The 22,390-nt window shown below is 42.0% G+C and carries 16 protein-coding genes; 9 read left to right on the top strand and 7 right to left on the bottom strand.

Going from position 1 to position 22,390, the window contains the following annotated elements; translation table 11 throughout:
• Positions 1-236 precede the first annotated feature (236 nt).
• The gene (locus L1286_RS06355; RefSeq protein WP_235406070.1) at positions 237-641 is read left to right on the top strand and encodes a MerC domain-containing protein; all 405 of its coding nucleotides are present in this window, start codon (positions 237-239) and stop codon (positions 639-641) included.
• A gap of 295 nt (positions 642-936) precedes the next feature.
• Positions 937-4,359 (top strand): PAS domain S-box protein, encoded by a 3,423-nt coding sequence (locus L1286_RS06350; RefSeq protein WP_235406069.1) that lies wholly within the window; start codon positions 937-939, stop codon positions 4,357-4,359.
• On the opposite strand, the gene L1286_RS06345 is transcribed toward L1286_RS06350, so the two are convergent.
• On the bottom strand, positions 4,351-5,529 hold the full coding sequence (locus tag L1286_RS06345; RefSeq protein ID WP_235406068.1) for a response regulator: 1,179 nt from the start codon (positions 5,527-5,529) through the stop codon (positions 4,351-4,353). The genes L1286_RS06350 and L1286_RS06345 overlap by 9 nt on opposite strands.
• 224 nt (positions 5,530-5,753) lie before the next feature.
• The gene (locus tag L1286_RS06340; protein WP_235406067.1) at positions 5,754-7,298 is read right to left on the bottom strand and encodes a basic secretory protein-like protein; all 1,545 of its coding nucleotides are present in this window, start codon (positions 7,296-7,298) and stop codon (positions 5,754-5,756) included.
• A 414-nt stretch (positions 7,299-7,712) separates the two neighbouring features.
• On the opposite strand from L1286_RS06340, the gene L1286_RS06335 reads away from it, so the two are divergent.
• Positions 7,713-8,150 (top strand): GNAT family N-acetyltransferase, encoded by a 438-nt coding sequence (locus L1286_RS06335; protein WP_235406066.1) that lies wholly within the window; start codon positions 7,713-7,715, stop codon positions 8,148-8,150.
• 36 nt (positions 8,151-8,186) lie between these two features.
• Here the strand turns inward: L1286_RS06335 and L1286_RS06330 are convergent, their stop codons facing one another.
• Positions 8,187-9,050 carry a DMT family transporter gene (locus tag L1286_RS06330; RefSeq protein WP_235406065.1) on the bottom strand — a complete coding sequence of 288 codons (864 nt, stop codon included), beginning with the start codon at positions 9,048-9,050 and terminating at the stop codon, positions 8,187-8,189.
• 490 nt (positions 9,051-9,540) lie between these two features.
• Here L1286_RS06330 and L1286_RS06325 point away from each other — a divergent pair, with 490 nt between their 5' ends.
• Together L1286_RS06325 and L1286_RS06320 are read left to right on the top strand one after the other, a co-directional pair.
• Positions 9,541-10,104, top strand: coding sequence for a YSC84-related protein (locus tag L1286_RS06325; RefSeq protein WP_235406274.1), 564 nt, complete (start codon positions 9,541-9,543; stop codon positions 10,102-10,104).
• 146 nt (positions 10,105-10,250) lie between these two features.
• Entirely contained in the window at positions 10,251-11,168 is a 918-nt protein-coding gene (locus L1286_RS06320; protein ID WP_235406064.1) for a diguanylate cyclase domain-containing protein, read from the top strand.
• Positions 11,169-11,203: 35 nt separating this feature from the next.
• Here the strand turns inward: L1286_RS06320 and L1286_RS06315 are convergent, their stop codons facing one another.
• Positions 11,204-12,457, bottom strand: a complete 1,254-nt coding sequence (locus L1286_RS06315) for an aromatic amino acid transport family protein (protein WP_235406063.1) — start codon at positions 12,455-12,457, stop codon at positions 11,204-11,206.
• Positions 12,458-12,658: 201 nt separating this feature from the next.
• Positions 12,659-14,296, bottom strand: coding sequence for an alkaline phosphatase D family protein (locus tag L1286_RS06310; RefSeq protein ID WP_235406062.1), 1,638 nt, complete (start codon positions 14,294-14,296; stop codon positions 12,659-12,661).
• A gap of 573 nt (positions 14,297-14,869) precedes the next feature.
• On the opposite strand from L1286_RS06310, the gene L1286_RS06305 reads away from it, so the two are divergent.
• From L1286_RS06305 to L1286_RS06295, 3 genes are all read left to right on the top strand, one after another.
• On the top strand, positions 14,870-15,958 hold the full coding sequence (locus L1286_RS06305) for a M24 family metallopeptidase (protein ID WP_235406061.1): 1,089 nt from the start codon (positions 14,870-14,872) through the stop codon (positions 15,956-15,958).
• 10 nt (positions 15,959-15,968) lie between these two features.
• Positions 15,969-16,913, top strand: a complete 945-nt coding sequence (locus tag L1286_RS06300) for an ornithine cyclodeaminase family protein (RefSeq protein WP_235406060.1) — start codon at positions 15,969-15,971, stop codon at positions 16,911-16,913.
• A gap of 436 nt (positions 16,914-17,349) precedes the next feature.
• The gene (locus L1286_RS06295; RefSeq protein ID WP_235406059.1) at positions 17,350-17,763 is read left to right on the top strand and encodes a hypothetical protein; all 414 of its coding nucleotides are present in this window, start codon (positions 17,350-17,352) and stop codon (positions 17,761-17,763) included.
• Between the two features lie 54 nt (positions 17,764-17,817).
• On the opposite strand, the gene L1286_RS06290 is transcribed toward L1286_RS06295, so the two are convergent.
• Positions 17,818-20,205 carry a hypothetical protein gene (locus tag L1286_RS06290; RefSeq protein ID WP_235406058.1) on the bottom strand — a complete coding sequence of 796 codons (2,388 nt, stop codon included), beginning with the start codon at positions 20,203-20,205 and terminating at the stop codon, positions 17,818-17,820.
• 190 nt (positions 20,206-20,395) lie between these two features.
• Between L1286_RS06290 and L1286_RS06285 the strand changes: the two genes are divergently transcribed.
• The gene (locus L1286_RS06285) at positions 20,396-21,121 is read left to right on the top strand and encodes a hypothetical protein (RefSeq protein WP_235406057.1); all 726 of its coding nucleotides are present in this window, start codon (positions 20,396-20,398) and stop codon (positions 21,119-21,121) included.
• A 43-nt stretch (positions 21,122-21,164) separates the two neighbouring features.
• Here the strand turns inward: L1286_RS06285 and L1286_RS06280 are convergent, their stop codons facing one another.
• Positions 21,165-22,379: a M24 family metallopeptidase gene (locus L1286_RS06280; RefSeq protein WP_235406056.1), complete on the bottom strand. Its 1,215-nt coding sequence runs from the start codon at positions 22,377-22,379 to the stop codon at positions 21,165-21,167.
• Between the last annotated feature and the right edge of the window lie 11 nt (positions 22,380-22,390).

Genomic DNA, 22,390 nt, shown 5'->3' with positions numbered 1-22,390 from the left:
TGTAGAAGGGGACTTAATCTCACTGCTAACTACATAATTTATTTCATAAAAAAATGAGCAGATGATGTATTTTTTATTAATTTTTATTGATAAGTGGACATTGTCTTTGCTGCTCAACTCAGCCGATGAAATTGCTAAACCTGACGTATACCCAGAAAAAGTTAGGACACAATTTTAAACATGAAGCCTTGTTTAGTATGTTATATTATATCTTTTGGTGTTTGGAGAGATTAATTTTGCGTAACCAAATTCAATTTGTCGGCGATAATGTGTCAATCGCATTGGCTACAATGTGTTTAATTCATTGTTTGGCACTTCCAGTGTTGATTGTATTTTTGCCTTTCGTATCGGCAAATTTCTTAGAAGGGGAAGCGTTTCATCAATTGTTGTTGGGGGGCGTGTTATTAACAAGTGTCCTTGCTTTGGCATCGGGTTGCAAAACACACAGTAAATGGCACATTTTTTCTTTTGGGATAACGGGTTTAGTGGTGCTTTCCATTGCCGCTTTTTTTGGACATGATTTATTGGGAGAAAACGGCGAGACACTCTTGACGATTGTTGGTAGTGTGATTGTGGCTTTTTCACATTTTAAAAATATTAAGGCTTGTAAACAAGCGAGGTGCTGCTCTTCAGCATCGTAACGTGTGATTGGTCTACATGGTGTGAGTAACTTTTGGTACCATAAGGCTATCCTTGTAGTGGGGTACGTTGTCATCGCGACTAGCGTACGCCTACGAATTGATAAATAGGATGATTTCGTTTCTTTGTACTATGCTCAGAGCATTATCTTAATGCTTATGGGGGCACAGTGCACCTTTCATTCTACCTCAGTATATTTTTGTTCCCCCATATACGATATGCATTTGAAGTGGCCTGCGCGCGAATTGATAAGCCCTCCTTGAATTTGGATTGCGCTGGTTATTATTGGGGTCTGTTATGTACCCAATGAAAAACTTTGTCAGGTTGCCAATCGCGTTAAAGATTTTTGTCGTTGTTGTGTTCGGTTTATTGGCTCAAGTTGCCACTTTACAAGTATTTACCCTCAAGCAAACCGTCGACAGTCATCTTAATACACGAATAGATGAAGTAATGAGTTTATTTGTGCAAGCGCAAACCGCTTTAGAGTTTATGGCATCAGAAAACCGAATAGATGCAATTCAAAAATATTTAAGCTTGATGAAGTCTCACTCAGATGTTGAGATAGCCGTGGTGTACAACAAGCAAGGAACCGTACTTGTTGCTACTTTGCCCGAGTATATTGGGCAAGACGTCATCACAATTTTAGAACGGGTAAAGTTAAATGCGGCGCATGAAGATGCCTTTTTAAATACGCTCTCCACCGCCCAGACAAAAGAATTATATGATAAACAAGCTAATTTATTTTTAATGTCAGGCCCCATTAATGACGTTGGATCATCAAAGTACATAGATGCTGCGCACCTTCTGATCATGGCCGACTATGCATCAGCAGAGAAATACATAAAGAACTCAACGATGCACGCATTTACGCCACTGTTCGTGATAATGCTGGTGACCGCATTACTGGTGGCCTTTATTTTCCATGTTTCTATCCAAAAACGATTACAAAAAATATTTACGCACTTTGATAACTTTCACGCAGAGAAAGGCATCACATTTATTGATATAGGCGGCAGAGATGAGCTGAGCGAACTGGCGAGAAGAAGCAATATATTGTTTCAAGATTTGGCTAAAAGTCACGTTGCGGTAAGCCAACAAAAAGATTATTTCAAGGCATTGTTTGAGGGGATCACGGATGCCGTGGTGATTGTGGATGAACAAGGCGCAATTTTAGATCTAAATCATACCGCCAAGCAATGTTTGTCTGGAGAGCTTGCTGACTCAAAACAGTTCTGCGAACAATTCAAGCTTTCTCATGATTGCGATTTGAAACAGTTAGTTTCCTTATCTAAAGAAGCAGACAGCCACAGAGGAAAAAGTGTCCGAAGTTTTTGGCTCAACAATAAAAAATGGCACGCGATCAACTTATCGATTACTAAATTGACAATGGCCAAGCAGGGGTTGTCTTGCTACCTCATTGCATTTGTAGACCAGCAAAAAGAGTTCGAATTAACCTTACAGCTGCAACTGAGCGAGCGTAAACTTTTTTCAATTATCGAGAACCTACCTGAAAGCGTATTCTTATTGCAAGAAACGGGTGAGGTTGCGTACCTTAATGGTCAGTTCAAACGCTTTTTGACTTCAGACACTAAAGTGACCAATACCGCGCAATTGTTAAAAGCGTGTCCTAAAAACATTGCGGTGTTTTTAGAGCAGCGGATGCAGTCCGTGATGTCTGGTGATAGCTATATCAGAGAGGAGGTGCATTATAAGTTTCGTGGTGACACCTATTATTGCGCGATTACTTTGTTTCCGATTATTAAGCAAAATAAAAGTAATTATGCGATGGCGGGATTCATTTCAGATATTACGGTGCAAAAGAAAACCGATTATGAGCTTCAGCAAGTTCAAAGGCGGTTGGCTGAGTTGGTACGCCATGCACCAATGGCAATTATAGAATGGGATCAATCTCTTAATATTGTGTTTTGCAACCAAGCCGCTTCCACTTTATTTGGCAGCGACAATAACTCACTGATTGGAAACAACTTATCGGAATTAGTGGCTGCAGACTTTTATTCTGATCTTGAACGTTATTTACTGCAAACTATTTCAAATGAGCACAGCGCAAAACAATTGATCGCGATTGCCGACAAACAAGGCGCGCAGCGTGTGACAGAGTGGCACAGCTTTATATTGTCAGATGCGCATAGTACGCATGCAAGATATGCGTCACTTATTTCTGACATTACGATGTTACATGAAGTAATTGAGTCACTTGAATTGAAAGAAGCAGAAAAAGATGAAGTGTTGCAATCTATGGTGGACCCCGTCATTACGATAAATGATAAAGGTCATATTTTGACTTTCAACAAGGCTGCGGAGGAAGCATTTCAATATAACGCGGAGCGCGTGATCGGTGAGAATGTTAAGATGTTGATGCCTGAGGAATTCGCCAAGCACCACGATTCTTTTTTATTGAACTACATTACCACAGGACATAAGCAAGTAATCGGCATTGGTCGGCAAGTAATTGGTAAGCGGGCAAATGGGGATGAGTTTCCAATGCACTTATCCATCAGTGAGCTACCTATCATGCCAAATGGTGTTAGGCGATTTATAGGTAACTGTGTCGACCTCACTAATATTAAAGAGAAAGAAGAGCAGTTAAGGCGCTCCATGAAGATGGATGCGCTGGGCAAACTGACAGGTGGCATTGCACATGATTTTAATAATTTGATCGGTATTATGCTCGGGTACAGCGACATTATCACGATGCAGCCTTCACTCGATAGCGAAGTAAAAAGTTTTGTGCAGGAAATTATTAAAGCGGGGGAGCGCGCCACAAACTTAACGCAAAAATTGTTAAATTTCTCAAAAAAGGAGAGTGCGTTAAAGGAAGTATTTTCACTGAATGATGCTTTGCTAGATAGTCGTCAATTACTTGAAAAGTCGTTAAAGCCCGACGTTAAACTGATATTTAAGTTGGCACAAGATTTACCTGATGTGCAACTAGATAAACACGACTTTGATGACATGATTCTGAATTTGGTGATTAACAGTGTTCATGCCATTGAAGATGCTGGTAGCGTGACAGTTCGAACAAGTCTAGATTGGTATCAAAACGACAGAATCGACTCGTCTTCTAGCTTACACGTCAAGTGTGAAATTATTGATACTGGTGAAGGGATCCCAGAGCAAAACCTCGATAGTATCTTTGATCCCTTCTTTTCGACGAAAGGAGACAAAGGTACTGGCCTCGGGTTGAGTCAAGTATATGCATTTATTCAACGTAGCCTTGGCTGTGTTGAGGTAAAAAGTAATCACGATGGTACGACCTTTGCGATTTATTTTCCCGCCGTAGAGTCAAAGACAAAGTTGAGAGCGCAAACATTGCCGCAATATGCACATATCCATCAAACACCGAGCCATATTTTAGTTGTGGATGATGAAGCGTCTCTCGCGGATGTGATTGCTAAATTACTTCGTCAAGTGGGTCATACTGTCGATATCAAAACGTGTGGGGTGGATGCATTAGCTGCACTCAAGGATACACACTATGATCTTTTGATATCAGATGTATTGATGCCGGATGTGAACGGGTTTAGTTTAGTTAAAAAGGCGCAGGTATTTCACCCACATATTAAAGTGCAGATGATCAGTGGTTATGTTGATATTGAAAAAGTGAGTGATTTCGACAGTACATTGTACGCTAACATTATCCGAAAGCCATTTCGGCCTCAGGAGCTACTGAATCGAATCGCCGTACTGAGTTCAGAATAGCTCTGGTTTTGTGTTGTTTAGATCCAATTGGGTTTCAAGCTCTGGGGCGATCTTTTGCTCCATTTCAAAATACTTGTCTGTTTTTTGAATAATGTTGGTTAAGTTCGATTTCAACAAATTAATTTTAGGTTCAATAGAGCCGAGGTTTTTGGCTTCTTTTGATATCAGGTTGGCAATAAACTGTTCTTGCTCCTCTGTAAGATCTAAGATGTGAAAACTAGACGTTATTTGTTGATTCAAGTCATTCATTACATCCTGAATTAAGCATTTGTACTCCTCGGATAACGTATGTAACTCACCGATACCCGATGTAATATCTACGACAATTTGCTCCATGGCTTGCTGACGAAATAGATCCAATAGTTTGGCTTCTAAGCCTTCGATTATAGCCACCGAAATATCATTTATGGCGCCACTTTCTTCTGGAGATTCAGGCATATTCTTTATTAGGAAGGAAACATGTTTTTCATTGACAATCAGCCGTCTGCCAAAGCCATGCAGACGACCTTTCGTGCAAAGCAGTTCAAAAATATTTTGTTCTATTGGACTAATGCCACAGCCACTGGGACCATAAAAACTCATTTCGTCTTTGTTGATCATCACACTGGTCAGTAAACCGAGTTGTTTCACCGTCGCGAAAAATTGGTTAATAACCTGATGCTCATTTTTGCACTGATTAAGGGATTTAAAAAACTGCATAACCAGACTGTAATGAGAGGCCTGCTGCATAGATGAGAGGGCTAAAGTTATTGACTCCTGTTCACTGGCTTTCAGTTGTGCTTGGGAGTGAATAAACTCAGCAACCTTTTGCACTTTGGTCACCAACTCTTTCATTTGAAATGGCTTTGCTATGAAATCATCGGCACCGACGTCAAATGCACGTAATCGCATATCTAAGTTGTTATATCCGGACACCAAAAATAGTGCGCAATGTGTCGTTAAAATCTCTTTCTTAATTTTTTCGCACGCGGCAAGCCCATCGATACCTGGCATACTAATGTCCATTAAAATAATTTGCGGCGTGTAATGTTCAAGAATGTCGTAGGCTTCTTGCGCGGAAGCTGCTTGTTCGCATGAAAAGAAGGGTTTTAATGCGGTTGAGATCATATCTCTCACTGGTTTTTCATCGTCAACTATAAGCACCTTGGCATTGCCAGACATGATTTTCATACTCCTGCTTCGAGCTGGTAAAACTGAATAAAACGTACCACTCTCAACAGCATAGTGTAGAACGTTTATATACGCTAAAAAATATGCCTCCAAAGTGGGCTATTTATTTTGGTTTTACAGTGATTCGGTATGCTTTTTTAATTGAAGCGAGCCACAAGGGGATTAAAAAATCAGTGTGGCTCGCAGTGGGTGGGATAAAGACAATCTTTATTATCTTTTACTGGTTAGTACTGGAGTTGCCCCCCATTGTTGATAAACTGAGCGTATTCTTGCCATAGGTCGTCTACTCCCCGACCTAAAACGCTTCTAAATGCAGCGTCAAAAGACCAAGTGTAATTGCCCAAATCTTTTGCTGTTTTATTAAATTTGTACAAAAAGTCTGGATCATGCGTCACTCTGACATAATGTAAGAAAAAGCCCGTCGTCGTGTAACCACCTAGCCATTTCTTAGGGTCATTGACATTGGGCTGCCTTGTTTTATGAAGGCCTTCACCGATCCTTACGGCATCTGCTAGCCCCTCTGTATATGCCCAAAAAGCCTTGCCATCCCCATAGCTATCGTGTGTCAATGGTGAATTATTGTACCCATGAGTTACTTCATGGGAGAGTATACCGTCAATTTCATCTCTGATAGCGGCATCAGAGTTTCCGCTGTCGCGATAAAGATTGGCCAAGTGAGTTGTACTTACGACAATCGTCATTTCTCCAGAACCATCTTGCCCCATTTTGTATGCGACAAACTCATTGCCCCAATGATCTTTGGCTCTAAGTTCGAATCTGAGATTTCTGAATCGGTTGGACTCTACTGGATCCCGATAAAGAATCTTGGCAACGTCAATACACTTGTTAGCCATATGACCGGCAGGGTCTGAAATAATGCGCTTGAATAAAATGGCACCTTGCGTGAGGGGATCGACGTCAATAAAATCAACTTGTGGTTTTGTCCAGTCGCCATCTGGCGGTGTCGTAATTTGTTCATCTATATTAATCGTATAGCTGGTACTATTGTACGCATACACAGAGACATATAGATTGTTGCCCTGTAGATGACAAGATTCATTGGCACTCGGCGAAGTACTACTACAATCAAACACTTGAGTTGATGGTTGCGCACCCAAACGCATGTATAAGTCTGCATCCCCTGTGCCAGAAGTTGTAGCGGTAACTTTATTAATGACAGAAAATGGTCCGAAATGCTGCCATTGACCAGCGTTTAAGGTGTTACTGTGGGAAATTGGTAACTCATTAGGCGGGGGAACAATGCTGGAGCCAAACATCTCTATTTCAGCAACTTGTAATATACTTGCGCCACCATTGGCTGTAACATGTAGACGCACAAATTTAAATGCGGCTGGGTTCGAAACTATAAATTGTTTCGTTTCATGACGAGTGCTAAATGACTGATTATTTCGTACATCCAACGTTTGCCAATTCACACCGTCAGAAGAACCTTGCAGTTGCCAATCTTGCGGATCTCTACTCGGTACATCATTGGCCGAGGTGATTGTGTAATTGGTGATGCGCTCAGGTTGATCAAACTGGTAACTGATCCACCCAGACGGTGAAAATGTGAGCCATTTACTATATTTATCGTTATCAAATGCCTTGGTACGGCCCTCGAATGTACCATTTTCTCCTGATGCCGAAATAGCCGCTGGATTAGCAGAGGTAAGATCTGAATTCGCATGAGCAGAAATAGATAACACCGAAGCGACTATGCACGTGATGCTTTTTAGTTCAAAAGCCCAATTGGTATTTTTTAGAGTCATTTTACGCAACCTTGTATCGTTCCAAATTTATGTGTATTTAATTTGCTTTTCCAATCACTTTTATGTTTTTTAGTACATTAAACTATGCCTTTTTGTCACTATTTGTTGATTGGAACGTTTTAATAATTGGTTGTAAAATATACTTTGTCAAAGGTTTTTTACATGGAGTTAACTGAATTATTGATTTTTAGATTGAGATTTAAGCAGATTGTTGGGGTTTTGTAGACGCTTTTTTAGTTATTCATTTAGTCACTTTTCTTGTATCCTAATACTTAATTAATTGAATCATATCGCTATATTTTTTTGTGCAATCGATGTTCTAAGCAGTACGAAAATAAACTATTTTAGGAACGTATTGTTCAAAAATAAATCTAGTTAATGACTAGACAACGCGCTTTACAGAGTAATAGAAAGATGAATTGGCAGATAGAAACAGGTACTTTAGAAGAGCTGATTGCTGTTGAAGATCAAATTCCAGAATTTACGACGCCTAAATCTAAGGAAGGGGTTATGAATCGGCTAAAGAGGACGCCTTTTCTATTGTTAGTGGCCAAAGTCGATGATGTTCCTGTTGCGTATAAGCTGGGTTATGAAGTGGAAACCTGTCACTTTTATAGTTGGCTAGGAGCGGTTATTCCTGCATACCGGGGGAGTGGTATCGCACAGTCTCTGTTGGATGCCCAAGAAAAGTGGTGCGCTTCAAACGGGTATAGAAGTATTTCGGTTAAGTCGATGAATAAGTTCAAATCGATGTTGATGATGCTGATAAAAAATAACTACCATATTGTTGACTGTCACCGTTTGAGTGATGGCTCAGACAGTAAGATAAGCTTTTTAAAGAGGCTAAATTAACGGTATCGCCCTCGAATTTTTCGAGGGCGTTTTGATTTATTTAAGAGAAGGTTGCTTATGGGTTTCAAACCGGTGATCAACATACAGTGCCAATAAAATAATCACACTGCCAATAAGTAATTTTGTCAGGCTCTCATTTCGATTCCAAATTACTAAGTTCACTAAAATGCCAGCTGGTACTAACAAATTATTCATGGCAGCAAGTGTGCCCACTGACACCAATGTTGCGCCTTTATTCCACAGGTAATAACCGAGCCCTGATGCGATTAAACCCAAGTAGAGAAGAATTCCCCATTGTAGTTGGGTCGTTGGAAGCTTATTAGCATCACCGAACAGCATAAAGCCTAAGGCCGTAACAAGCAGCGCCCCGATAAAGAAAAAACCAAAGCAACAGTGATGTGCCAAAGCGACATCTTGTTGTATACGTTTATATAAAACTTGGCCCAATGCAAAACACACATTTGCACCTTGGACTAACATCAGACCAAGCCAAAATTGGTCATTGATATGCTCAAAACGCATCGTGATTGCACCGAGTGTCGCGATGAGTGCGACCAAGATGTGATGAAATTGAAAACGTTTATCAAGAAGATCATTGATCAAAGCGATATAAACTGGCGTCATGACAGTAAATAGTAAAACTTCAGGCACGCTGAGAAACAAGAACGAATGATAATAGAAGCCGTACATTGCGCCGATCTGAATAGCTCCAATCATCATTAACTGCGCGGCATTTTTTAGTGGAACTTGTCTAAACTTAATAAACGGCAGAAAAATGAGGGTGGCGATAAAGACGCGACTGAGTGCAGAGAACCAAGAGTCAACTTGGCCTGCCAAATACACACCTATCAGGCTAAAAGAAAAGGCCCATAGTGCGGTTACGAACGATAAATGTAGCATAAGAAATCACTGTGTTTTTATGTCATTTTATGCGTTTGGGACAATTAAATCGACAAGCATATTGAGTGTATCATGGGGCTTTTCGACAAAAAAACGCGATAGTAAACTATGATAGTTCGAAAATAACGAAGTAAATAACCATTATAATATGATTTTAATTTACAACAGAGTGGATACAATGAAGTTGTTTTCACATTTATCCCTTTCATGATTACCCATGATGTGTTAAAGGCCACCCTTCCCAGGTGGCCTTTTTATTGTCAACGTGTTTCACCTTTTCAGCTGTATAGCGCTTTTGAATATGAGACCTTTTGTATTACTTACCTGGCGTTCGCCAGCCTAGCCGTACATCAGTGTCACGATTTCATGCGGTCAGTTGTGTATAAGAGGACTTGTTCATCTTACGCTAAACTTAGCACTGGCATAGTCCCAATAATTATTGTGCGAATAAGCACAATATATGTCACAGAATTCGATTGGGAGAAAAATGATGAATAAAGTAATGAAAGTATCTGTGTTTTGGTTTATCGCGATGTTGGCTGGGTGTGCATCTATGGGCGCTGGTGATGTGGCCCAAAAACGTTCTGATATCATAAAAATGAAAAATGCGACATTGGCCCAGCTTTACGCTGAAAAGCCAGATACACGAGCACAATTGAGATCCGCAGTTGGATATGCCGTTTTTTCAAATGCTAATGTTAATTTATTACTGGTTTCCGCAGGTACGGGCTATGGCGTTGTACATAACAACAAATCTGGTCAATTTACCTATATGAATATGGCTGAAGGGGGGGTTGGACTGGGCCTAGGCGTAAAAGATTATCGACTGGTTTTGGTATTCCATACTCAAAAAGCACTCAACACATTTGTGGAAAACGGATGGACCTTTGGTGGGAATGCCGATGCTGCTGCAAAAGCTTCTGAAAAGGGGGCATCTGTTCAAGGTGAATTGTATTATGGTGATATGTCTGTATATACCATGACAAAAAGCGGATTAGCATTGCAAGCAACGGTGAAAGGCACAAAATTTTGGCCAGATAATCAATTAAATTAATCGCGAAATTCAGTGTAAAGAATATACTTTGTATAGAGCGCTAACGGTGATTTACTTGTGTTGAAGATGAGTTATTTTAACTTGTTAGCTGCGCGAGTATTGGTTATAAATTTGGAAGTTATAGTTAATTATTTTTTGGGGGCCGTATGTTTAAGGATATTGATGACCTCAGCGATAGTTCGGTGTTAATTGTAGAGGATTCCTCATTAACGCAAAAAGTGTTGAGTGCTTGTTTGGATGGCTTGTGCCAAGTTGACTGTGTATTTTCTGCAGAGGATGCGATAGAGCACTGTTTGGGTAATCCTCCAGACCTTATTCTAATGGATTGGATCTTGGAAGGAATGACAGGGCTAGAGGCGTGCAAAAAGATCCAAGCCATGGATGAGTTAAATGATATCCCAGTTATTTTTGTCACATCAAATACGAATGAAAATCAGCAAGAGCTATGTTGGGATGCAGGGGCAGTCGACTTTTTAGGAAAACCGATCGTTGCAAGGACTTTGGTGAATAGGGTGCGTACACACCTTAAGTACAAGCGACAAACGGATATTCTTAAGCAGTACTCTTTCTTTGATGGACTCACAGAGGTTTTTAATCGACGTTATTTTGATATGGAAAGCCAGCGGCTATTCAAACAAAACCTTCGTCAGCAACAAAACTTAGCCGTTGTGATGTTGGATATTGATTATTTTAAGTTTTATAACGACTACTATGGACATTTACAAGGAGACGATGCGCTAAAAGCGGTAGCAAAAGTTGCGGTGAAAATGGTGAATCGACCGCTGGATAGCGTTTTCAGATACGGCGGCGAGGAGTTTGCGGTTTTATTGCCTAATACAGATAAAGATGGTGCGCAAAAGATCGCAAATGCCATTGTCAATGCGGTTAAAGGACTTGAAATTCCACACAACAAATCTCGGTTTGATGTCGTGACCGTCAGCGCGGGTGTTGCGATAGGAAAATATGGTCAATATGACAGTGTTGAAGCCTTGATCGATACGGCTGATAAAGCATTGTATCAAGCAAAGGATGGTGGGCGCAGTCGAGCGGTTGTGTTGGATTAAAAGGGTGTGCGAAGGGGATTCGCACACCCTGCAAGTTACATATTAAAAAGTAACGCGGAGACCGCTAATAAGCCTACTGTAAGTACAAAGTATGTGCTCAGTTTGCCCTTGTACTGTTGAAGTGACGGTACTTTATATATGGCAATGGTTGGCATCACAAATAGGATTAGTGCGATAATTGGACCTGAAATAGCCCCCATCATGTCTAAGATGCTTGGGTTAATCACCGCGCACACCCAAATAGAGACAAACATTACTATCACCCCTAGTTTGTCGGCGGTTTTCAAGCTAATGTTTGTTTGTTTAGTTAGTAGACCATTAAAGCTCTCTCTTGCACCTAAAAAATGCCCCAAAAACGATGACGTAATTGCGATAAATGCGACAAGTGGGCCCAGCGTCTCAATGAATGGGTTATTGTAGATGTTTGCCAAGTAAGACAGTACAGAGACATTTGCTTGCTTTGCCTGCGCCATTTGTTCGGGTGTTAAAGAGAATATGCACGAGAATACAAACAGTAATACAAAAGCAATTAGCATCAGTGAAGTATTTCGTAAAATTGCTTCTGATTTAAGCGTCGCGTCAGACTTATAGTGACGACGCTGTGTATTTGCGAAACTAGAAATGGCAGCTGCGTGGCTAAAAGAGAATACGATAATAGGAACCGACAGCCATAAAGTCTCACCCAATGACGCGATGTCTGGGGTTGAAATCGCGGGTATTTGCCAATTTGGCATGAGATAAAGTGATAAAAACAAGAGCACACCAACGAGCGGATACACCAAGATGGCAAACGCGCGCAACAATAATTTTTCTCCACCTAACATGATGGCTATCATACCAGCAACTAGTAGGCCTGAAAGTAGCACGCGAGGTAACGATTCCATGCCCAATTGATTAACCATAAAACTGTCTACGGTGTTGGTTAAACCTACACCATAAATCAATAGGATAGGGAATATCGAAAAGAAATAAAGCAGGGAGATCAGTCTGCCACTGGTGGCACCGAAGTGCTCTTCAACGACATCAGTAAAATCTGAGTGACTATTTTTCGAAGAAAGTACAAATCTTGCTAACCCTCTGTGTGCGAGGTAAGTCATTGGAAAAGCGAGCACAGCCATGATAAGCAGGGGCCAAAAACCGCCAATCCCGATATTAATTGGCAAAAATAAAATGCCTGCACCAACGGCAGTACCAAAAAGGCTTAGTACCCAATTAGTGTCATGCTGAGTCCAGCGAGTGCTGCTTTGAGGCACTGCGTTGCTGGCATCTCCTGCTTGTGAGTTACTCATACTTGTTGTCCTATGTTTTCTTTTTAATCGGGCGGATAATATAGAAATTCACTTAACGATGCATGTTTATTCGGTTTGAATGGTTGAAATTTAGACATGTTAGAGGGTTTAAGGTTAATGAGTGTTTACATTGTAATCTGTTTGCCATCGAATACCGGCCAATTTTAATCCAGTATTCGATGGGAAAAGGGGGGAAGACGATTAGAAAAGCCGAACTTGCTTTATTAAAATTTCGTCTTCTTCATCGGTTGTAGAGATGTGTTCTGCAAAAAGTTGAACTTGTTCGTTTTTCACACTGAGTTTTAAAATGCCAAAATTGTTTTCGGTTTTAAACGCCAGCCGTTCAAATTTAGTGACCACATTGCATCCACTTATGGTGCCATGTGAACGGGAAATTGCTTTACTGACAAAGGGAGCTGGTTTTCTGGTGACACCGCTGGCTGTAAATTGATAGACCGTCCCACTATTGGCATGGCGTTTAAGTTTAAATGACGCAGCACAATGCACATCACCAGATAAAAACACCACAGGGACACCCCAATGCTGTGAGGCGTGAAAAGCTAAATCAAGCAGTTCATTTCGCTCGGCGTGGTTAGCTTCATGGTCCCATTCATCTCGAAAGTCATCTTTATAGGCTCCGACATCAGCCATGTTAACCACGGTACTGCTCCAGTGGACAACAGGGACTGGAGAGACAATGAAAATAGCCTTGGTTGTACTAGGAATATTAGCAAACCACTCTTTGATACGTTCAAATTGCACTGAGCCCAGTAAATCAAACCCATTAGGGTTCTTAAATTGATGATGACCTCGCTGATCTAGTACATAAAAACTTGCCAGTGGATGCGCAATACTATAATCCCACTGACTTTGCGCGATTGAAGTACTCGGAAAAGACGGGGTCGTCGGGTTATGGCTATGTTGGTACTCTTGATAAACTTGGGTTGCCGCTTCAAACATGGCACGGGCAATAAATAGATTGAACTGACGGTCTTCCCACTCAAATAGTGTATCGAGCTTATCGCTCAGTTCGGCATCCGTAAACGACCCCCAACCATCCATGATCTCATGGTCATCCCAAATCATATAAGTGGGGTGAGAGCGCCAGAGTTTTTGCAGGTTTGGAGATGCCCAATAAAGTCGATAAATAAAGCGATAAAAGTAACTGAGCTCTTTAACTAAGCCCGACTTATTATTGGCGTCATAATACGGTTTTAATTGCGCTTTGTTGTCTGTGACCCAACGCCAAATATCAAACTCCTTGGTACTAGAATCAACATATACTTGGTCACCACCTGCAATGATAAAATCGCCGTCTAGCGCCAACAGCCTGTTGTGTATATCTAGAAAAATATCGTCAGAGCCGTGGCCTTTTTTATAAGGATCATGGCAGCTGAAAAAACCAAATACCAACGAATGTGCGTGTGGGTTTTGTGTGCTGAAGGTGGCGGGTATTTCGTAGCCACTTCGCCAATGGCGCCTTGCGCAAACACTGTGGTCGGCAACCAGTGCGACCCAATACTGTTGATCTGCTTGTAAATCACAAAACTCAACACATTGTGTGCGATCGGTTGAATCGTTCAAGGTAATTGGATGTACCTGATCGCCAGAATGGACTGCAAAACAGGCCTGCAGCGCCGCATAGGTATTTTCTTGTGTGATGCTAGTCTGTTGTGGGTTAATTGGTTTATCGCTCAAGACGACATAGTGCTTACCGCAATGTTTGCTTCTGACCCAAATCTTGGCTGAAGAGGTTGTCACATGACCAATGATGATAGCATCGTTCAAGCACGATACTAGCTTTTCTGAGTCAAATGCGTGACGTAGTGTGTTACTCATTGTCTGTCCTTGATACATCGAAGTTTGTTCCTTTAACGTTAGTCAGCGAATGGCTAATTTGCAACTAAAGGGCTGTGTCCATACGCTGTGCTTTCGAGGTTATCACCCTGTTTAATATATAATTTTTTAATGCGGTGAGAGTAAATATGGTGGGTGAATGATTTTCTTCATAAAATGAGGGGCTTAAAGTAGAACAGCTTAATAATGTAGTGGATTGTTGTTAGTATGTATTGAGATTAGAAACACGTTTTCACTTTTGCAGTCATATACCGGCACTTTTAGTCTTGTAGTAGGGGCCTATGCTTAATTATCTTTTTGTAATCGCGTTACTGTGGTTCTGTTTTTTGTTGTTTAAAAAAAGCCGCGCATTTTTCGATTAACTTTTATTGGCATTGGGCGAGTGCGGATGTATTGGCTTAAATGTTCAATCACCTTTTGAAGTAAATCCTATTCATAGAGACAAGCTCACTATTCTCAGTGGTGATTTTTGCTTGCTTAATTCATTTGTATACAATATATTTTCTTCTTTTGGTGACGTCTAGTTTATAAGCGTGCATTGTTAAAGAGTAAAAGGTGAAGTCATTGAACATCAATTATCAGCACAGAATGGCAAATTTGCTGCAGTCTCTTTCGTGGTATCAGGCAGATATGATGATCCTCTCTGGTCGTCAAAATATTCAATATCTAACAGGCTTTAGCGGTAATGCAGCGACTTTGTTAGTGAGCCAGAGCGAGTCGTATTTAATTACCGATTACAGATATTATGAGCGTGCGTGTGAAGAGACCCAAGGTATTAAGGTTGTACAGAGAGACCGAGATTCTGAAACGCTCGGATGTTGCGTCGCGCGTTGCTTTCCCGATTGTAAAACGGTCGTTTTTGAAGCGGCTCATTTCAGTGTTGAGCAGTGGCGCGCTATTCACGCTGATTTACCGTATACCGATGTGCAAGGTGTGTCAGGCTGGGTTGAGTCACTTCGTGAAGTTAAGGACGCGCAAGAAATTGCATGGATACAACAGGCTGCACAAATTGCAGATGAGTCCCTCAAAGAGATGCTAACGTTCGTTAAAGAAGGGGTACAAGAAAGAGATCTGGCGCTAGAGCTCGACTATAAAATGCGTAGTAAAGGATCGCAAGGTGTATCTTTTGACACTATTTTATTATTCGCAGAGCGCAGTGCGTTACCGCATGGAAACCCTGGCACGCGTCGCCTACAAAAGGGCGATTTTATCCTAATTGATTTTGGCGCAGTAATAAATGGCTATCGCTCGGATATGACAAGAACCTATGTGTATGGCACGCCAACGGATAAACAAAGCGCGATGTTCAACACCGTCCAACAGGCTCAACACAGCGCACTAGAAAATGTAAAACAAGGGGTCGATTGTGAAACCTTAAATAAAATAGCGCATCAGGTATTGGCAAGCAGTGCGTTTGCGAAGTATGCCGGTGAGGGCCTTGGTCATAGTCTAGGGCTCGAGCTACATGAGCAGCCTTTTTTAAAGCCCAATAACTCCTACCTGCTAAAACCAGGGAATGTCATCACCATTGAACCGGGCATTTATATTCCTAGTTATGGTGGCGTTCGCTTGGAAGAAGATATCGTTGTCACAGAGCAGGGTTATCAGTGCCTTACAAATGCTCCCCAAACCTTTGAATTATAAGGACCATATCATGCAACACATTAATCGAGCGCAAGTTAAACAAGCACTCAGTTTTGATAAGCTGATTCCCGCGTTACAGCAAGGATTTGCAGGCAATGCAGGGATGCCAATGCGGCAAGTTTTTGAGCTGGATGACAACCCCAGCAATTATGATGCATTCGCTGTATTGCCCGCATGGAACGACGAAGTGATAGGCGTTAAAGCATTTACTTATTTTCCCGAAAACTATCGGCAAGAAAAAGCGAGTTTGTATTCTAAAATTATGCTGTTTTCACGCGCCAGTGGAGAGCCTCTGGCTTTGGTCGATGGCACAGAAGTGACCCTATGGCGAACCGCTGCGGTCTCTGCCTTAGCGGCTTCTTACTTGGCAAAACCAAACGCAAAACATCTGGTTTTCTTCGGCTCTGGAAACTTAGCGCCGTTTATGATTGCTGCGCACTTAAAGGTTCGAGACTATGAAAAGGTCACGCTCGTCGCTCGAAATAGAGACAAAGCTCATACTTTAATCTCTTTAATGACCGCACAGTTTCCAAACGTCATTTTCGAACACCAAAGCGCATGTGAAGCGTTAATACGTCGTGCTGACGTTATCAGTTGTGCCACTGGGAGCCACACCCCATTATTTGATGGTAACTGGTTGTCCCAAGGGGTGCATATTGATTTAATTGGCAATCACCACAAACAGTATCGAGAGTGTGACACTCGTACGGTCACAAAAAGCTCTGTTTACGTTGATAGTCGGGCCAATGTGCTTAATGAGGCCGGTGAGCTATTGATTCCCATAGCGGAAAAAGTATTTAGGGCAGATCTCGTGAAGGCAGAACTCACCGAGTTGGCAAAAAGCAACCGTAGCCAGCGCAATTCAGGGAACGAGATCACTTTGTTTAAATCAGTAGGGACGGCACTGAGTGATTTGGTGACTGCAAAACTTGTATATGACTTGGTTCAAAAATAAGAAGAGATGCCAAACGTGCGAGGTGCTTGAAGTGAATGTGGTGCATGATAAAAGACTCTGTAACACATTGGTGTGTCATCAAGCCCATTTGTTGATAACGTACTGTTATAAAAATGAAGTTTTCAGCAATACAGTGCTCTATGATGAGTCTTTTTACACACGTTTTAAAACGTCTAAGCAATTGTATATTCTCGCTGATGATAAAGTGATTTGGCACCTGTAAAGGGGGACCATTGCCAATGTCATAGCGTCAAATTATTTAGAGTCACTGTGTTCAGTTTAACTAAGTGGCTTTAATCTCACCGCTTACAGCGACTGCACTTGCCACTGACATGTGAGAAACCCGCTAATAAACTTAACACTTTCAAACATTCCCTGACTGAATTGTACAGTGAATTCTCCTATTATTTTTCCAACACATAAATTGGGGAAAAACATGAAACAACTTATCGCAGTGTCACTCTTAGCCGCGCTAGCAACAGGATGCGCACATCACAACAATGTGAGACCTGCCGAAGATGGCAAACATTATGTGAATCTTACGTCTGAGACACGAGAGAAAGCCGCAGAAGAAGCCATTGACCAAGCAAATCACTTTTGTGAAGAAAGCGGCAGCCACCAAGCCTACGTAATAAACGAACAGGTCACTTACATGGGATCTATGTCTGAAGACGAGTATCTACGTAATCGCAATCTCGCGAATGCTGTGGAAGCTGCTGGTGTGGGTATGGCCATCTTTGGTCGAAATGCCGTGGATGATGTCGGTACTGCGATGATGATCGGTGGTGGCATCGCTGAAGATTCAATGGGTGAACCTTACCAAATTAATATGTCTTTTAGTTGTCGTTAATCATGCGGCTAAAAGTAGCCCATAGACTTGTTTAAAAGGCTATGGGCATTAGGGTTACAGTTTTATTTGTTGTTTCAGTTTAATGGCTTCTCCATCGACATCAAGCGTCGCCGTGACTTCCAGTAAGCCATCTTTCAATTGCGATAACGCGGGTATGGCGGGCTGCCAAATTCGCTGCTCGTAAGGCGAAATTTCGATTGCATTTTGCCATAGCAAAGGGGTGCTAACCGGTTGTTTATATGGAAGGAATGTCACATCTAACTGGCCTGTTGTGACACCCGAGTAGGGACCTGTCAACACAATTTCTAACTGCTGCAGATGCAGTGCTGCATTTAAATAAACCCCATCAAAACGCTGTGTTTCAATCTCTAAAACACCTTGTTGTTTGAGATCTTGCCAGTCTAATTGGTATGTATAGTTGGTGGCACCGTGAGGCAGGTCTATGCGCGATTTTCCAACTGGCAAGTGATGACTGTTGGCATGCTCATTATTGGAGAGTGTCAATTGAGCGGCATGGTTGCTTGGGTTTGATACTCGAATAAACGGCGATTTATTGTTAAACCTTGGATATAAAGTAATACCGCTGAGTGTGGTTGCATCAGGTGCTTTTAGCGCATTTTGCCAGTCAGTTAGTAGGCCGTTCAGTTGCTTTGAAAGCATTTGATGTTGCGCGGGGGTTTTCAGTTTCTCGAAAGCTTGCGTGAGTACGTCTCTACACGCTGTCAACTCCGACAAATAAGATTCACAGGTGTTAAAAGCACGTAAGGCCAGATCCGCGTTTTGATATTGCCAAGGGTTGGCCGTAGAAGCAGACAGCTTGTCTACGGTTTTAGTATGGCCGTATATAAATGGCGTCAGTGTATGATTCATCCCGTTACCAAGGATCGCCACCTTTTGTAAATTCAGTTTTGCACTGATCTGACTATTAAGCGAGAACTTAACAGTATGGCTGTGTCCTTTGGTCTTTAATATGGCCGAAAGTGTATTCTCTTCAAGCGAGAGGTTAATCGCTAACTGATGATGCGAATTGATTGCCTTTGATAACTGGCTGGGTAAAGAAATATACTGTTTTGGAACATCATAGCCGACATGCTCTAGCGTCAGCTGATTCCCATTTTCAATGAATATGGCCAACATCTTATCTTGGCTAAAATCAGCTTCCTTCACGAAGCCCAGACGTTTTTGCTGACCTTGTTCAGAGAGTGCCGTCAATAATCCTACCCCCAGTTTACCGCGAGACAATTGCGCTGGTTCAAAGTCAATTAACGCGCCTAGCGTATTAGGCTTGACCGAGCTCACCAGAGGGTGTGAGAGTGGTGCCGGGAAATCAAGGGTCACTTGCTGGCTCTGGTTGTCTGCGAATATGTCTAAGCGGTGAATGTCGTCACTTTTATCGCTACGCAAAAAGTAGCCTGCACCATTTTGCTCCCAAGGGCCATTGACGATATAAAAGCTCGATTGTGCGGTTTGCACAAACTGAGCAAATTGTTTTTCAAGCTGTTGCCAGTTTGGAAAAGTGGTTTTTAAGAGTTGATTTGCGATCGGCAATGTTCGCTCAGAATCAGGGTTTGCAGTCATTAATGAGCGCAGGTATCGTTTGAAGTAATGGTATCGAACCGGATCACTCAATAGAAAGTGCACAATCAAAAAATTCAGACCACGCTTTAAATTCGGATCGTCGTTGATTTGCTCAAAGGAAGGTTGGTTCGCTTGCTGATATTGAGCAAGTCCCTTCGCCAGATAGTTCATGGGCGCTCTATCAAATACCATGACATTTAACTGGTTAAGATCTGGGTTGTAAGTGTGGCTAGCTATTGCATCGGCCATGCCCTCCGTTATCCAGTTTGGAGCCCAGGTTGAGTGTCCATTTAATGCCATGTGAAATGCATGCATGGTCTCGTGGATGACAATGTATCTTTGATGATGTTGACGGTGACTTGGAAAGCTATAACCTGCACGGTTATAAAACATGGTTTCACCGCCAGCATGCGTATGCACACCTCGTAAAAAGCCGTCGTCTAGCATTGCTTCTCGCACACGTGCTCTTGAGCTACCGTACACGACGGCAATACGCTGGTTTTCTATGTTACTGGGTTCCATACCAAATAATTCAACATAGTGCGGGTAGGACATCTCCAGCAGTTCAAGGTACAAATGGACTTTCTCTTCAGGTAAATCACTTTTTAGTGCAAAGTGCTTACTCACCCACCAATGATAGCCACGACTGTTGGTGATTTTTCCATCGCTATAAGTGCGTGGAATTTGTTTGCCAACATATTGAATGTCGATGTGGTTGAGTGTACTCACACGACCAGATACGTCGATATCTACGGTCATGTCAGAATAGGGTTTAATCGCATTTGAACTGGGTTGGGTTGCCGTTGTTGTTGCGCAGCCTGATAAGAGCGCTGAAAAGCATAAGCTTAAGCAGATTTTATGCATGACAATATCTCACTTTTATTTTATGTATATTGTATACAATAATTGTTGGGTAATTCCAAGCAATTTTCTTCGCACTGGCTATGGGGCGCGATTAAGACACGCGAACAATCCAAAATTTTTTAAATGGATTTAAACCTTTGATTGAATGATTGCGTCTCAGTCAAAAACAAGCGTGATAAAGGATGAAAAGATGAAAGCGTATTTAATTGCAGCAATGGTATTGAGCGCGACAAGTGTCTCGGCACACGCGTTTTATTCAAGCGACTATGAATTTGTAAAAAGTGAAACCTTGTCGCTATCAAGTAAAGACATGACGCGATTTAAAATAGAAGCAGGTGCTGGTGGCTTGTCATTGGTTGGCACTGAGTCTGATGAAATCACTGTCAAGGCAGATGTTTATCAATCAGAAATAAGCTCTGATTATTGCTTGAGCTTGGTAGAGCAGGGTAACACCGCAAAGTTACAAGCGAATGTGTGCCATATGAAAAACAACAATACCTTGATCCATTTAACGGTATCACTGCCCAGTTCACTTATGACCGAGATCAAAGATGGTTCAGGGTCTATCAAAGCGCGCGATGTGAGTATTCAGTTTATTGATGATGGTTCTGGTTCGATTGAAATTCGTGACAATTTAACCGCGTTAAAAATCGAAGACGGCTCAGGGACAATTGAGCTGTTAGGTGTTCATGGGGCGCTGACAATTGATGATGGTTCGGGAAAATTGCGAGCAGAAGACATTGAAGGCGATGTAATGGTCGAAGATGGTTCCGGCAATGTCATTATTGAAAATGTCACTGGCACTGTGTCAGTCGATGATGGCAGCGGCAATATTACAGTGAGAAACGCGGAGGCGTTTGAGTTACTCAATGACGGCTCAGGCAAGGTAAAACTGTACGATATAAAAAATCCATAATAAAAAAGGCCAACAGGGTTTGCTGCCAGTTGGCCATGACAGATTATTTGTCGATCCCAAAAGGATCATCGATACGATGACTTGGCTCGGTAAACCACACCGGACCGTGCTCAGTCATATAAAAATGGTCTTCAAGTCGAATACCGAACTCACCTGGGATCACGAGCATAGGCTCATTTGAAAAACACATACCCGGAGCCAATGGTTGCGGGTTGTCTTTTACTAAATAGGGCTGTTCATGAATGTCCAAACCAATACCATGACCTGTGCGGTGCGGACAGCCAGGTAATTGGTAATCTGGACCAAGGTTTTGTGCCGCCAAATAGCTTCTTGCTGCATGATCCACATCACCACAAGTTGCGCCAATTTGCGCGGCTTGAAAGGCCTGTGCTTGGGCTTGTTTTTCGTGCTGCCACATTTCTATTTGACGCTCTGTTGCCTCTCCATAGACATAAGTGCGCGTGATATCACTTAAATAACCATGTAACTTACAACCAGTATCAATCAGGACGACATCGCCTTTTTTTAATGTTTGAGGGTCTTTCACACCGTGTGGAAAAGACGAAGCTTTGCCAAATAATACGATACAAAAATAATTTCCAGGTGCTCCAACCTTTTGATGGGCCTGTTCGATAAATGCCTCAACTTCGGTAGTAGATATGCCCTCATGTAAAATTGAAGCTGCCGCTTTGTGTACTTCGAGCGTCATGTCCATTGCGCGCTGAATTAACGCAATTTCTTTAGCCGACTTATGCATTCGACAATGTGCTGTCACGGCATGACCATTGATGATGTGCAACTGCGGATTGGCTTTGGCAATGCCATCGACTGCAAAAAACGCTGTACTTTCATCTATTGCGAGCGTAGCTGAGGGCGCTATCCCTAATTCTGTTAGGACGTTCCCTAGCAGAGAATAAGGAGACTCTTCTTCTTGCCAAGCGTGGATTTCACCTTGAATAAGTTGATATTCATTGATAGTACCAAGCTCGAAAAATGGCGCGATAAATCGAATGTGGCCTTGTGCAGGCAAAATAGCGCCAACTAAGCGTTCACTTGCCGACCAAGAAAGTCCCGTAAAATACTTTAAGTTGGTGCCGGCATTAAGATACAAAGCATCGATACCATGTGCGCTCATATATGACTGGGCTTTTTCCATTCTCGCTTTAAATTCATCTTCCGCGATGGGGGTAACGTCTGTGGTCATATTCTTGAGGTTGTCTAACGCTGCCTGCTTAGATTGAAAACCTATACCTTTCATAAATAATCCTA

It is taken from the genome of Pseudoalteromonas sp. SMS1, from assembly GCF_021530565.1.
In the GTDB taxonomy this organism is placed as follows: domain Bacteria; phylum Pseudomonadota; class Gammaproteobacteria; order Enterobacterales; family Alteromonadaceae; genus Pseudoalteromonas.
This window is presented reverse-complemented; position numbering and strand designations above follow the sequence as displayed.

What these genes read in the sequence shown, in the direction of transcription:
- L1286_RS06350 (WP_235406069.1), top strand. Translation starts at nt 937, where the DNA reads ATGTACCCAATGAAAAACTTTGTCAGGTTGCCAATCGCGTTAAAGATT.
- L1286_RS06345 (WP_235406068.1), bottom strand. Translation starts at nt 5,529, where the DNA reads ATGAAAATCATGTCTGGCAATGCCAAGGTGCTTATAGTTGACGATGAA.
- L1286_RS06340 (WP_235406067.1), bottom strand. Translation starts at nt 7,298, where the DNA reads ATGACTCTAAAAAATACCAATTGGGCTTTTGAACTAAAAAGCATCACG.
- L1286_RS06335 (WP_235406066.1), top strand. Translation starts at nt 7,713, where the DNA reads ATGAATTGGCAGATAGAAACAGGTACTTTAGAAGAGCTGATTGCTGTT.
- L1286_RS06330 (WP_235406065.1), bottom strand. Translation starts at nt 9,050, where the DNA reads ATGCTACATTTATCGTTCGTAACCGCACTATGGGCCTTTTCTTTTAGC.
- L1286_RS06325 (WP_235406274.1), top strand. Translation starts at nt 9,541, where the DNA reads ATGAATAAAGTAATGAAAGTATCTGTGTTTTGGTTTATCGCGATGTTG.
- L1286_RS06320 (WP_235406064.1), top strand. Translation starts at nt 10,251, where the DNA reads ATGTTTAAGGATATTGATGACCTCAGCGATAGTTCGGTGTTAATTGTA.
- L1286_RS06315 (WP_235406063.1), bottom strand. Translation starts at nt 12,457, where the DNA reads ATGAGTAACTCACAAGCAGGAGATGCCAGCAACGCAGTGCCTCAAAGC.
- L1286_RS06310 (WP_235406062.1), bottom strand. Translation starts at nt 14,296, where the DNA reads ATGAGTAACACACTACGTCACGCATTTGACTCAGAAAAGCTAGTATCG.
- L1286_RS06300 (WP_235406060.1), top strand. Translation starts at nt 15,969, where the DNA reads ATGCAACACATTAATCGAGCGCAAGTTAAACAAGCACTCAGTTTTGAT.
- L1286_RS06295 (WP_235406059.1), top strand. Translation starts at nt 17,350, where the DNA reads ATGAAACAACTTATCGCAGTGTCACTCTTAGCCGCGCTAGCAACAGGA.
- L1286_RS06290 (WP_235406058.1), bottom strand. Translation starts at nt 20,205, where the DNA reads ATGCATAAAATCTGCTTAAGCTTATGCTTTTCAGCGCTCTTATCAGGC.
- L1286_RS06285 (WP_235406057.1), top strand. Translation starts at nt 20,396, where the DNA reads ATGAAAGCGTATTTAATTGCAGCAATGGTATTGAGCGCGACAAGTGTC.
- L1286_RS06280 (WP_235406056.1), bottom strand. Translation starts at nt 22,379, where the DNA reads ATGAAAGGTATAGGTTTTCAATCTAAGCAGGCAGCGTTAGACAACCTC.